Origin of the sequence: Enterococcus sp. AZ088 (genome assembly GCF_051714845.1) — a bacterium.
Taxonomy (GTDB): Bacteria; Bacillota; Bacilli; order Lactobacillales; family Enterococcaceae; genus Enterococcus; species Enterococcus faecalis.
This window is the reverse complement of sequence record NZ_JBIOSQ010000001.1, coordinates 1,636,103-1,648,863: the sequence shown is the minus strand read 5'-3', so window position 1 is coordinate 1,648,863 and position 12,761 is coordinate 1,636,103. Positions and strand designations below refer to the sequence as shown.

The 12,761-nt window shown below is 33.9% G+C and carries 15 protein-coding genes; 10 read left to right on the top strand and 5 right to left on the bottom strand.

Annotated elements, in window-relative coordinates; all coding sequences use genetic code 11:
- The first annotated feature begins 45 nt into the window (after positions 1-45).
- Both rplS and IGL17_RS08085 read left to right on the top strand, forming a co-directional pair.
- Entirely contained in the window at positions 46-393 is a 348-nt protein-coding gene (gene rplS, locus IGL17_RS08090; protein ID WP_002357176.1) for a 50S ribosomal protein L19, read from the top strand.
- Positions 394-1,405: 1,012 nt separating this feature from the next.
- Complete coding sequence (locus IGL17_RS08085; protein ID WP_438760138.1) at positions 1,406-1,747, top strand: hypothetical protein; 342 nt, start codon at positions 1,406-1,408, stop codon at positions 1,745-1,747.
- 251 nt (positions 1,748-1,998) lie between these two features.
- Here IGL17_RS08085 and IGL17_RS08080 read toward each other — a convergent pair whose 3' ends face one another.
- Positions 1,999-2,904 carry a polysaccharide deacetylase family protein gene (locus IGL17_RS08080; protein ID WP_016618469.1) on the bottom strand — a complete coding sequence of 302 codons (906 nt, stop codon included), beginning with the start codon at positions 2,902-2,904 and terminating at the stop codon, positions 1,999-2,001.
- A gap of 255 nt (positions 2,905-3,159) precedes the next feature.
- On the opposite strand from IGL17_RS08080, the gene IGL17_RS08075 reads away from it, so the two are divergent.
- From IGL17_RS08075 to IGL17_RS08060, 4 genes are all read left to right on the top strand, one after another.
- Positions 3,160-4,304, top strand: a protein-coding gene (locus tag IGL17_RS08075; protein ID WP_202255328.1) for an IS3 family transposase whose coding sequence is annotated in 2 segments (ribosomal slippage) — positions 3,160-3,433 and positions 3,433-4,304 — 1,146 coding nt in all. Because the reading frame shifts where the segments join, the coding sequence is not laid out codon by codon here.
- 105 nt (positions 4,305-4,409) lie between these two features.
- The gene (yqeK, locus tag IGL17_RS08070) at positions 4,410-4,988 is read left to right on the top strand and encodes a bis(5'-nucleosyl)-tetraphosphatase (symmetrical) YqeK (RefSeq protein WP_016618287.1); all 579 of its coding nucleotides are present in this window, start codon (positions 4,410-4,412) and stop codon (positions 4,986-4,988) included.
- A gap of 90 nt (positions 4,989-5,078) precedes the next feature.
- Entirely contained in the window at positions 5,079-6,071 is a 993-nt protein-coding gene (locus tag IGL17_RS08065; RefSeq protein WP_078126745.1) for a DUF4767 domain-containing protein, read from the top strand.
- Positions 6,072-6,406: 335 nt separating this feature from the next.
- Positions 6,407-7,159: a DeoR/GlpR family DNA-binding transcription regulator gene (locus IGL17_RS08060; RefSeq protein ID WP_002369238.1), complete on the top strand. Its 753-nt coding sequence runs from the start codon at positions 6,407-6,409 to the stop codon at positions 7,157-7,159.
- A gap of 40 nt (positions 7,160-7,199) precedes the next feature.
- On the opposite strand, the gene IGL17_RS08055 is transcribed toward IGL17_RS08060, so the two are convergent.
- The 3 genes from IGL17_RS08055 to IGL17_RS08045 all read right to left on the bottom strand — a co-directional run bounded on the left by IGL17_RS08055 (position 7,200) and on the right by IGL17_RS08045 (position 9,496).
- A complete protein-coding gene (locus IGL17_RS08055) occupies positions 7,200-8,603 on the bottom strand; it encodes a PTS galactitol transporter subunit IIC (RefSeq protein WP_002357183.1) in 1,404 nt (467 codons plus the stop codon).
- A gap of 94 nt (positions 8,604-8,697) precedes the next feature.
- Positions 8,698-9,000 carry a PTS fructose transporter subunit IIB gene (locus IGL17_RS08050; RefSeq protein ID WP_002357185.1) on the bottom strand — a complete coding sequence of 101 codons (303 nt, stop codon included), beginning with the start codon at positions 8,998-9,000 and terminating at the stop codon, positions 8,698-8,700.
- A 1-nt stretch (position 9,001) separates the two neighbouring features.
- Positions 9,002-9,496 (bottom strand): PTS sugar transporter subunit IIA, encoded by a 495-nt coding sequence (locus IGL17_RS08045; protein ID WP_016618289.1) that lies wholly within the window; start codon positions 9,494-9,496, stop codon positions 9,002-9,004.
- Positions 9,497-9,718: 222 nt separating this feature from the next.
- Here IGL17_RS08045 and lacA point away from each other — a divergent pair, with 222 nt between their 5' ends.
- Both lacA and lacB read left to right on the top strand, forming a co-directional pair.
- Positions 9,719-10,147 (top strand): galactose-6-phosphate isomerase subunit LacA, encoded by a 429-nt coding sequence (lacA, locus tag IGL17_RS08040; protein WP_002357188.1) that lies wholly within the window; start codon positions 9,719-9,721, stop codon positions 10,145-10,147.
- Between the two features lie 25 nt (positions 10,148-10,172).
- A complete protein-coding gene (gene lacB / locus IGL17_RS08035) occupies positions 10,173-10,688 on the top strand; it encodes a galactose-6-phosphate isomerase subunit LacB (RefSeq protein ID WP_002357189.1) in 516 nt (171 codons plus the stop codon).
- Positions 10,689-10,933: 245 nt separating this feature from the next.
- Here lacB and IGL17_RS08030 read toward each other — a convergent pair whose 3' ends face one another.
- Positions 10,934-11,221: a hypothetical protein gene (locus tag IGL17_RS08030; RefSeq protein WP_002369241.1), complete on the bottom strand. Its 288-nt coding sequence runs from the start codon at positions 11,219-11,221 to the stop codon at positions 10,934-10,936.
- Positions 11,222-11,802: 581 nt separating this feature from the next.
- On the opposite strand from IGL17_RS08030, the gene IGL17_RS08025 reads away from it, so the two are divergent.
- Complete coding sequence (locus IGL17_RS08025; RefSeq protein ID WP_016618290.1) at positions 11,803-12,234, top strand: PTS sugar transporter subunit IIA; 432 nt, start codon at positions 11,803-11,805, stop codon at positions 12,232-12,234.
- 14 nt (positions 12,235-12,248) lie between these two features.
- On the top strand, positions 12,249-12,746 hold the full coding sequence (locus IGL17_RS08020) for a PTS system mannose/fructose/N-acetylgalactosamine-transporter subunit IIB (protein ID WP_002357192.1): 498 nt from the start codon (positions 12,249-12,251) through the stop codon (positions 12,744-12,746).
- Positions 12,747-12,761 lie beyond the last annotated feature (15 nt).

The window sequence follows — 12,761 nt, the reverse complement described above, 5'->3', positions numbered from 1 at the left end:
GCAGAAGTGACCATAAGAATATTTGGGAATAAGGAGAAGGATAAAATGAATCCATTAATTCAAGAATTAACACAAGAACAATTACGTACGGATATTCCTGCGTTCCGCCCTGGTGACACTGTTCGCGTTCATGCGAAAGTAGTCGAAGGTACTCGTGAACGTATCCAGTTATTCGAAGGTGTTGTAATTAAACGCCGTGGTGCTGGAATCAGCGAAACTTATACAGTACGTAAAGTTTCAAATGGTGTTGGTGTGGAACGTACATTCCCATTACACACACCACGTGTTGCTCAAATTGAAGTGGTTCGCTACGGTAAAGTACGTCGTGCAAAACTTTACTACTTACGCGCATTACACGGAAAAGCAGCTCGTATCAAAGAAATCCGTCGTTAATCTTTACTATTCGACAAACGAACACCCTCTTGCTCAGCAAGAGGGTGTTTTTGTGTGTAATTAAGTGGAAAATCACTTTGACTTTTTTTTGAAGTCACATAAGTGTGAAAATTAGGTTTTTGGACAATGATTCAGAAATCTTTTGAAAATTGAAGGTGTGAGGAAATTTAGAAAGATAAAAAGAGGGAGTACTGAAAACCAAAATTTCAGTTAAGTGCTTGGATCAAGAAACAAAAACTACGTTAGTTTGTCAATATCAGTTGAAATTGGAGAAGAAACAGAATGGGGTGATAGTATTGGCAAATCAATTATTCAGGGCCATAGTTACAGGATTTTTGTTTTTTATATTCAATCAAAAAGAAATAAATACAAAGAGCACAGATAAGTATTTTAGCAAGTAACCAATAAATAGCAGGACTGTTGGTGCTATAAGAATACAAGAAAATAGTAGTAAACTTAATTAAGAATCGTTTGCTATTTAAATAGTGTTCTTTTCCTTTTAAAATATATACGATAAAATAAGTATATTAATTGTAAAAGGACATGATAATTATGGAAGAATTAGAATGGAATAATTTTTATGTTTGCTATAGTTTTGAGGGTAGTGATTCTTTTAATAACTGTCAAGATAGTAGATTACTTTGCGAATACTCCTGAAGTACAAATACAGAGAAAACTTCCTGAGTTTGAAAAAGTGCCACCTTATGATCCAAGAGATAATTCATTTCTGATACAAATTATTCTTTAAGTAGGACAACGACTAAGTTTATTTACCAAACCATTACAATAAGAAAAGGTGCAAGTATACCTAATGACTATTGGTATGATGATGGTCAATTTAGAGGAAATCTAAAACTTCAACGTTGGCAAGACTACGGAGAAGATCCAAACATAAGAGGATATATCTGTACTTATGGAGGCTACGTTACCAATGGTTCAAGCCCGGCGCAAAGAATTGTCGATATTAATGAACAATAGCTATTCTAACTTTATGTAATAGGAGGGAGTAATCATGAAAAAAATCGGGTATTTTAGTTGTATTATTTTTTTCATGTTTTTGGTAGGTTGTAGTAATAACAAAAAAGAAAACGGCAATCTTTTGAATGCCAGTTCGTTTCCTTTAATACTCACCACGATTATTGAAAAGGAAGAAGACCTAACGAAAGGTTCAATTTTTTTCAACAAGGATAAAACCATGACGCTTGAAAAAGAATATTTAGTTAATCCCAATAATGAAGATACAAAAAAAAAACAAGTAGAACAGAAAAAAAGGTATATAAAAATATTAAAATACAAGAAAATAAAGAGAGCTATGAAATTACAGGTCAATTGGACAAAAAAACGAAAAAAATAGAGTTTAAAAAAGTTGATGAAGGTAAACGTATATCTGATGCAGAAGGTAATGTGTATGGTGATTTTGGTGGTAAATAGGATAGTTAAGTCATAAAAAAGAAGGCTAAAAATTTTTATTTTTTTCGTCTCTATACTTTCTGATGTTAGTTTTTTTACCAACATCAGAAAGTATAGAGACGTTTTTGTGTAATTAAACAAAAAATCAACATTGACTAAGACCAGAAATGCTTTCTTTAGTTGTTCCGAGTTGCTCTAATATAACACGCCAAATTGATAACCATTTGCTTGATAAAACTCTATTAATTGTGGCAATGCTTGTTTTGTTAATTCCTTATCTACTGAATCATGCATTAAGACTACTCTAATATTATAATCTGGATAAACCTCAAGTGAATGTTGATGGAAAGCAAGCATTTCTATGACTGTAGTAGGCTGTCTGTCTAACGGCTCCGCATCTCCAACCATCGCATTCCAGTCAATCCAATGGATGCCAAGTTGTTTGAATAATTCATCAGATTTTTCTGTACCTCCCCATGACATATGACCTCCTGGGTATCGCCAGAGAGTTGTTTGAAATGTTTCGCCCAATATTTTTTTAAGAGAGTTCTTCATGGTTGCTATTTCCGCTTGTATTTCTTCAGTGTTGACAATCCCGTTTGGATATAACGTTGCATAATCATGAGTTGAACTATGAAAGCCTATTGAATGTCCTTCTGCAACTTCGCGTTTCACTATCTTTTGATTTTCGGAAGTTAGGGTATTTCCTACAAGAAAAAAAGTTGCGTGGACGTTATACTTTTTTAATATATCTAGGACTTGTGGGGTTATTTGATTATTAACGCCATCATCAAAGGTTAAGAATACTAATTTTTCACCTTTGTAAGGTTCTTCTCCAGTTATATATTTTCTGATTTTGTCTGCTGAATAAGCATATTTTTTTGATGAAATAGTCATGTGTGTTGATTCCTTCTCTAACTTGGTCGGGGAATCTTTTTTTGCAGTTGAATTTTTAGTCGATGTCTGCGTAGTATCATCATTTTTACTTGTTATCTTGGGTTGAGTTAATAGGAACGTTTGAATGAAAACAAGAACAATGAGGATTAACGCACTAAATAATACATACTCGTTTATTTTGAATTTTCTTTTCTTATGTCGCATACTTTCACTCCTCTTTGGTTAATGAAAAAGTTAAAAAATACACCTCCACGTTATACAAAATTGAACGTCCTATTAGTTATAGACGAATTTGAAGACCAAAAAGTTTCAATTTTTTCAATTTAGTTAGTTGTTTATTTAATAAAAAATAAAAGGTTGCTAGAGGATGTGAACTGACCCAATAAACTGAGACAAAATAAAAAAGCACCTCTTGTTGAATTCACGTTAAAATGAATTTAACTAGGAGGTGCTTTTTCAATGGGAAATCGAGTGTCTTATCCGATTCACATCAAAGAAATGGCTATACAGATGAAAAAAGAGAATATTCCTGTAAAAATGATTATGGAAGAATTAGGCATTAAAAACAAAACACAAATTGAAACATGGTGGCGTTGGTACCGTAATGGCGAGAATCATCGTCTGGTTCAACCCGTTGGAAAACAATATGCTTATGGAAAAGGTCCAGAAATTCTATCAAATGAACAACAGCTTAGAAATGAAAATAACTATTTAAAAATGCATATTGAGGTGCTAAAAAAGTACAAAGAATTGGAAAGGACGTGGAGCCAGAAATATTTGTAGAATTAGTTAAAAAAATGAAAGGAAAAATAACCATTACTGTATTGTGTCAACTTTTCGGCGTTTCGCGAGCTACTTATTATCGTTGGACTCATCGAAAAGACTTGGGAAAGTTAACACCTCTTGAAGAAGCCGTTCGTCGACTTTGCTTCCAGCATAAGTTTCGATATGGCTATCGAAAGATTACTGCGTTGATTAATCAGGAATACAAAGTAAACAAAAACACCGTACAAAAGATTATGCAGAAATATCATTGGAATTGTCGCGTGAAAATGAAGAAACGCAGTAAAGTGGGACAACCTTACACGGTTGTCGAGAACAAGCTAAATAGACAATTTTCTTCAGACGCTCCTTTAAAGAAATTGGTAACAGATATTACTTATCTGCCTTTTGGTCAAAAGCAATTGTATTTGTCTTCAATTATGGATTTATACAATGGTGAAATTATCGCCTATACCATCGGTGATAAGCAAGATACGGCTTTTGTTCTGGATACACTTGATCAATTGCCCCAAACAACGGATTGTCTATTGCATAGTGATCAGGGCTCTGTTTATACTTCTTTTGACTACCAGAATCAAATAAAAACAAAAGGCATTACCATGAGTATGTCCCGCAAAGGGACACCTTCAGATAATGCCTGCATCGAATCGTTTCATGCCTCACTAAAGTCTGAAACGTTCTACTTAGATGGGCTCACAAATGAACCTACATCTATTGTAATAGAAATTGTAAAAAAATACATTACTTATTATAATGAAAGTCGAATTCAACAAAAACTAGACTACCAATCGCCGATAGATTATCGGAAATCAGCAGTCTAGGAAAATGCTTTTTTATTCCTGTCTCACAATCTTAGGTCAGTTCCGATGAAAGGAGTATAATTTATTTATCTAGAAGAGTAATCGGAATGAGAAAGGGCTGTGGAAATGGATCATCAACAGATGTTGAAAAATGAAATTAAACAATATTTAGTGAGTAAAAACTGTGAGAAGACGTATTATCATTGTATGGAAGTTGGAGAGTATGCCTATCAACTTGGTGAAAAATATTTAACTTGTCCAGAAAAAGTAAGTATTGCAGGATATTTACACGATATCTCTGCGATTTATCCAAATAATCAGAGAATTAGTGTCGCACAAAAATATGGGATTGAATTAAACGAAGCAGAAATGGCCTTTCCAATGATAATTCATCAAAAAATTTCTAAGTCTATTGCGAAAATGGATTTTGGTATTGAAGACAATGAAATTTTATCAGCTATTGAATGCCATACAACATTGAAGAAAAACTATTCGGACATAGATTTAGTTTTGTTTGTCGCTGATAAAATAAAGTGGGATCAAGAAGGTAAACCACCATACTTAGATGGTTTATTACAAGCTTTAAATTGTTCTTTAGAAAATGCCGCATATTTCTATATCGATTATATTTTGAAACACGATATTAAAGTCGTGCATCCTTGGTTATGGGATGCTTACAATCAACTTAATTTGATAATTAAATAACAAATAAACATAGTCGTTTTTAATCGAGTTTTGCTGGTGAGAAAAGTGGAAAAGTAGTACAGTATTCTTGTCAGAAAGAAGGGATTCCCAATGAAAAAAATAATCTTGATAGGTCTTTTATTGAGTATTTTATCAGGATGTTCTTCCAACAAAAGTGGTGATAGCACTGCAAGCAAGCCGATAGCAACATCAGAAATGAAAGCACCTGTTACCGTTAACAACAGCCAAGCAAGTCAAATGAGCACGGAGTCAAAATCTAGTACGACTCAAAGTAATTCTTCTGCTTCTAGTAAAGCTGAAAATCAGTTGTGGTCTGCGCAAAAAAAGGCACAGCTACAACAATTTATGGCTGATTGGGGGCAACGGATGAACCAAACGTATAAAGAATATACACCAGGAAATTCAATCAATTTCAATGGCGTCCAAGCGCCTGATGGTCTAGTAGGAAATGCTACTATGCAACCAGCGATTGATCAGCATCCCATTTATTTAGAATGGTCTGAAAATGGACAAGTGAAGGATGGATATGCGTTAGTTGCTGTTTACTCTGATGCAGAAACGCAACCAGAAATGCAAAAGCATTTGTATTTATTCACCATCGTTAACAATCATCCCTTAGTTTTAGTGACGATGCAAAATCAAGGAGATCCTTATGGCTATCTGTATTTTGGAGCAACAGATAATGCAGAGTTGAGGGCTGGGTTTGAAAAAATTGTAGGTGCCCCGTCAATTACTAAAGAACAAATCCCAAATATTTCAGTCAATCCGTGGTCTTCAAAAGAGGAAGCGATTGATTTTTACGAAGGAATGTATAAAAACACGGCAAACGAAATTTCAACTCAAATTGACTGGCATAACTATCAGCGGGCAAATTGGCGCGAGGTAGAAACAAAAGGCGACACTTTGACATTACATTTTGCCAACGTGGGCGGTGCTGGGGGCTCATACACACAATTCACGAAAGTTGGTACGAATACTGTTGTTGTATCATTTGATGGTAATGCCGCTTATCCCGATAACCCAAGTAGCGTTTTACTCGTGAAAAACAGTGATTATAAAGTTTTAAGGACTTTGAATCAGTAATAGGGGAAATACATCGTTTACTTAAACATAGGCAAAGGCGGGTTGCTTACCTTTTTATAAGTAACCTGTCTTTGCCTATGTGCTATTTTTTTGGATAGAGGTGCTCAGAGTAGGGGATGTTTTTCTGGGAAGTTTTTATGCTAGATCTCTATTTGACTAGGCTCAAATAGATCTGAATCAATCGTTGAAGTGATATCTGTTTATATAAAGATAGGCTAAATCGTCAATTTTTTAAAAATCGTCGTTCATGTTAAAATAAATGGAGAAATGTTTTAGTATTCATAGTAAGTATTTTATCGTAGAATAAAAGATATACTAACAATGGAGCGATGAAAATGCTAAAAGAAGAAAGATTAAATGCGATAGTCTCTCTAGTAGATCAAAAAGGGGCAATCAAAGTTACTGAAATTATGGAACGATTAAATGTTTCGGATATGACTGTTCGTAGAGATTTGACAGAATTAGAAGCAGCGGGGCGTTTAAAACGAGTACATGGAGGAGCTAGCAGTTTAAATACATATCGTCCACATGAATTGTCTCATGCTGATAAACAAATTATTAATAGTGTTGAAAAAAAAGAAATTGTCCAAAAAGCATTAAGTTTAATTCACGAAGAAGAAACTATCTTCCTAGGACCAGGAACAACTATTGAACTTTTGGCCGAGGCAATGGAATTTAAACATTTAAGAGTAGTAACAAACTGTTTGCCTGTGTTTGAAACGTTAAGTAAAAAAAAGAATGCGTTGACCATTTATTTGGTTGGTGGAGAAATGCGACTTTTAACTAAATCTTTTTTTGGTGAAATCGCTAATAAAGCATTAGAAGAAATGCATTTCCATAAAGCATTTTTTAGTTGCAATGCGTTAAAAGATAATAAAATTATGACAGCCACTATTGAAGAAGGACAAACACAAGCAATTGCATTAGATAACTCAATAGAAAAATATTTATTAATGGATACTTCTAAAGTAGAGAAACAGGATTTTTATTCTTTTTATCAATTAGAAGAAGTGACAGCGGTAGTTACAAATAAAGATAAATTTGACACATCTAAAGTATTGGAAAAAGTTGTCAGGGTGATCTACTAAAAAGAAGAGGTGCAGATGCACCTCTTCTTTTTAGTTCCCCTTATTGAGCTTTTTGAGCATAAATAATATTTCGCTTCTTCATTTGTTTTGCATACCAAATGAAAATCAGTAGATAGGCGACTAGCGCCAGACATGCGTATAAAATAAATTCGAGTTGACCTTGTGATGCATTGCCGACTAAGTATCCTAAGAATTTTTCCATTGGCCCTTCCATGGTAGTATGTGAAATTAAAGTATTATTATTTAGACCCGCTGGGAAAGCGCCAACTTTTTTTGCGGTTTCGGTAACGAACGGTGCAATTAGGGTACCAGACCATAAGAACAAAGGTAATTCGATTGCTCCAATGATAATCATTCGGATGAGTTTACCTCTTGTTACTACTAGTAGAGCAGGGGTTACACCCATTGCAATAATTCCGCCAAGTGGTAAAAGTTTGTTGCCAGGTAGGACAATGGCTTCTAATAGCATAATTGGAGCCAATACGTTAGCTGCTGCCCAGATTTCAGCACGACCAGCTAAGAAAGGCCAATCTAAACCAATATTAAGTGTACGTCCTTTTAATTTATTCGAAGCAAAATCAGTGATACCTTGTGATAAAGGCTCAACTGCAGCGATAAACCAAGTTCCAATTAAAGAGAATAGTTCCAAACAGACTGCAGCCGTAAAGGATAGAGAAAAAATTTGCGTGGGTGTTTGGCCAGCTAAAAGACCCACAAAAATCCCTAAGTAAATCCCGATGGCAAATTTTGATCCCCAAAAGCCAATTTTACTATTCAATTTGGCAGCGTCAAAATCGTATTTATCTAACCAAGGGAAAAGCTTATCAAAAATTTTATCAAAAACCATAATGATTGGGTTCATCATATAGTTCATATGCGTGGTAGTCATAGGATTGGTATCTGGGGCGTTAAGTAAATCGTTAAACGTTGGTTTCATTAAGTCAGAATTGATAATTTTTAAAACACCTATGAAAATAACTAAGATTGTTGCAATTATTAAGTTTGCGCCACAAAAAATAGCAAATAAACCAACAATCGATAGATGCCAAATGTCGAAAATATCCACATCTAATGTGTTCGTTTTATTTAGAATTAACATAATGACATTGACAATCACCATAATTAAAAGAAAGTAAAGGGTGTAAGGAGATCCCCAAGTGATGGTGGCCAAAGGTGCCCAACCAACATCGGTAATATTTAAAGAAATTCCTGTACGTTCTACGAAAGAGGCCATTGCATCTGAGAAAGCAGTAGTTAAAATTCCTATAATAGCACTGATACCAGTTAAAGCAATTCCTAGTTTAAGACCACCTTCTAATGCGCGAGTGGGTTTTACCTTAAAACAAAGGGCAATCAGTGTTAAAACAATAGTCATTAAAGGAGCAGCACCTAAATCAATTAAAGGTTTAAAAATTGTATTTGCTAGGTCAATAATCGTATTCATTTATTTTCTCCTTCATAAGCTAAGATAACAAAATTTTTATCTTAGTTTTGTTATTGTTGACAATGAAGCGTAAGTAATTAGTCTAAAAAGGAAATCATTTGTTTAAAGAGTGAATGATACTTTCCATTTGTTGATAAACAGGTTCAGCCATTGCTGGAATTCGATAAAGAATTGCGCCTGCATCAACTACAGGAATCGTGATTGGGAAACCTAAATCTGTTTTGGCGATTTGGGCGAAAATATCATAATGGGATAGCATCTCTTGATTGATATCTTTAATCATTACGGCATCGCAAGAAACTTGGTAGCCTCTTTTAGATAATTCTGTTTCTAATGCAGATTTGATTTGATGGCTAGAGTTTACCCCAGCCCCACATGCAGCTAAAATTTTAATCATGTTAAATCTCTCCTTTAAAATTTTTTTGTAAAAAACGATAAACTTCTTCTTTATCTTCACATTGAAAAAAAGCCAATAGTGATGAACGGTCTGTCGTGTTAATAAAATCCATGATAGTCGCTAAAAGACCCGTTTGTTCAATACCGTTTTCATTTAAAATCATGAAAAGAAAGGAAACAGAGAGCGTTTCATCTGGGATAATCATGTTATGAAATGATAAGGATTGTTTCAATTTAATCGGGATAATTCTTGTCGTCCGTACAAAGGTACTTTCGCTATGCGGAATGGCGATATTCGGTAGTGCAGGATCAATCGGTGTTAAACTTAAACCAGTCGGATAGTTATGTTCTCGTTCCAATAAATTAGTTAGAAAATCAGGTGTAACTAATTTCTTTTTTAACAAGTCTAAATAAACTTCTTCAAAAACTTCTTCTTGTGTTTTTTTGTTTGAAATATAGGTAGTATCTAATGAAAAAATCGATGTTTTAATAACCATAGAACCCCTCGTTTCTTTAATATATTATTATTTATTTACAAGTATAATATAAAACGCTTTCAAAAAGATGTCAACACAATATTAAACAATAATAAACAAAAAAGAAAATAAATGTTGAATAAAGTTCGATATTGTTTTATTATGTTTTCGAGAAGGGGATTTGAGTTTAAAGAAAGGGACAGAATTTTAATAGTAGATACACGAGGTAAGGAGGAAAACAAAATGCGTGTCATACTTGGTTCAGATTTAGATGGAATAAAATTAAAAGCAGAAATGAAACAATACTTATTGCAAGAAAAAGTTGAGGTAATCGATAAAAGTGAAAGTGCTTCGGAAGACTTTATAGAAGCAACGCTTGCTGTTGCTCATGAAGTTTTAAAGGATACTGAAAGTTTAGGAATCGTTTTTGATGGTTATGGGGCAGGTAGTTTTATGACTGCTGCTAAAATTAAAGGAATGATTGTCGCTGAATTGTCAGATGAGCGTTCTGCATATATGGCGCGAGAACACAACAATGCTCGGATGATCACGGTGGGCGCAAAAATTGTTGGAACGGAACTAGCCAAAAACATAATAAAAGAATTCTTAACAGGTCATTATGCAGGCGGGCGTCATCAAATACGTGTAGATATGTTAAATAAAATGGCTTAACAAATAATAGAAAGGAAGCGTTTTTATGAGAATTGCCATTGGTTGTGATCATATTGTGACGGATACCAAAATAGCAGTTTCTGATTTTTTGAAAGCAAAGGGATATGAAATTTTAGATGTAGGCACGTATGATTTTACTCGAACTCACTATCCTATTTTCGGAAAAAAAGTGGGAGAAGCCGTAATGAGCAATCAGGCTGATTTGGGTATATGTATTTGCGGAACAGGCGTTGGAATTAACAATGCGGTTAACAAAGTGCCGGGTATCCGTTCTGCTTTAGTTCGCGATATGACTACAGCGTTGTATGCGAAAGAGGAATTGAACGCAAATGTTATTGGTTTCGGTGGGAAAATAACAGGAGAATTCTTGATCTGTGATATCGCTGCTGCCTTTATTGAAGCACACTATCATCCAACAGAAGACAACGAACAACTAATTGAAAAAATTAATCAAGTTGAAAAACAACATCCAGAACAACAAGATGCGCACTTTTTCGATGAATTTTTAGATAAATGGCAACGAGGAGTCTATCACGATTAGTACGTAATCAATGAGGGTTATTTGAGAAAGCGGTCTTAAATAATAATCATTGGTATTTGAGTTAAATTCCCCTTCATTAATTTTTATTGCTGTTTTAATGTGGCACTGTAAAGAGCATTATTAAGAAAAAGAAGTAACAAAGGAACAAATTGAAGGCTATACAGGTAACCATAAAAAGTACACGAGTTCTTTTCTCGTGTACTTTTTATGGTTTTACTGCTTGTTTTATTTTAGTAATTATTTTTCTATAAAAATAGTCCCAGAATTATTAAAATAATGCCGATAACTAAACTGCCGATGCCAGAAGCCGTACCATATTTTTTACCTAAATTTATATCAGTAGTATTTTTAGGAATCAAGTTTGAGAAAAAATAAAATTTTTTTACCAAGATTAGATATGCAACAAGTAAAAGTAATAATCCTAAGAGAAGATAACTAAGATTTTCAGCTAATAAATCTAGATGAGCTAATAACAATATCCCTAAAAAGAGGCCTACCAATCCATATTTCATCGTTTTTTCTTTTGCTGACATATAAATATCCCTACTTTACTTTTTAATTTATCAAGAGCATAAAACCATAGATTCGATATAAGTTCATTTTGTTGTATCCAAAAGAGGATGACCTGGAATGACCTATATAATTAGAAAATTGGAGTGATATATAGTTATTTTACCATAGCTTAAATGAGTTGATTAACTCCGAATAATGTACAACTATGTACACCTATTGTGGGTGGAATGTGTGTTGGGACTTTGCTAACCTAATAGTTGAAAAAATGAATCAATAAATTTAGAAAAGGGACTATTCAAACGTAAATTTTTTTGGAAATTGCTATATTATTTATTTTTTTAAGCGTAATCAACTAAATGTTTTTATGGATAAAGAAAGTCATTGTTCCTTGTCATCAAGCTACAACAGCCAAATTCATTAGAACTTTTTTAGTGAATGACTTTAATTTTAGAAAGGTACTGTTGTTAAACATTCATGCTATCAAAGGAGTGTGAGGCGAACGAAGCAAATATTTTCATTTTATAAAAGTTGTATTATGGACTCTTAAAAAGAGGTGATTTAAAAAATTTTGAAGTAGAAATGTTAAGAAAGGAGAGAGGAAATGACTTATTTAGTTCTGGTCAGTCATGGCGATTTTGCTAGAGGGTTAAAAAATTCATTAGGGATGTTTGCTAGCGAGGAGATAGAGACAGTCAGAGTGTTTGGCTTACAACCTGGTGAATCTACCGATAATTTTGGTAAGCGGTTTCTTTGTGAGGTTGAAAAATTACCGCAGGAAACGAGGCTAATCGTTTTGGCTGATATTGTAGGCGGAAGTCCACTTGCTACTATTTGTAAAGTATTAGATAAGCAAAAAATGCTAGAAAATTCTCTGATTGTTGGAGGAGTGAATTTTCCAATGGCTTTAAATGCGCTTCTATTGAAAGAAACTAGTGAATTATCTGATTTGAAAAAAATGATAGTAGCAGATGCTTGTCATGGTATTAGAGAGTTAACTGTAACTGAAGACGATGTAACTGAAGAGGATATCTAAAGGAGAAGATGAACATGTCAATTTCTTTTGTTCGAATCGATGATCGAATGATTCATGGCTTAATTACTTTACGTTGGACTAAAGAAATGCCTTGTGATGGCATTATAGCTGTGAATGACAAAGCAGCAAGTAACCCTATTTTAAAGGAAGCATATAAAGCAGCTGCACAAGATAAAAAAACCTTTATTTGGACAATGGCGCATTTTTTTGATGTAAAGGATAAAGTATTAGCGTCTAAGTCAAAATACTTTTTGATTACAAAGAGCCCTTTGGATATGAAAAAAATTTTGGTAGATTGGCATTTTGTTCCAAGTGAAGTAAAAATGATTAATGTTGGACCGGGGAATGATCGCGAAGGGACAATTAAATTAGGGGATAACCAATCCTTTACAGCAGAAGAAGCAGCGGCTTTTGAAGAAATTGAAAAGGCTGGTTACAAAGTGGATTTTGCCTTGTTACCTGATCAACGAATTGGTTCTTGGGCGCATTTTAAAGCTAAATTTGGTTACTGATTCTAGAAGTTTTGA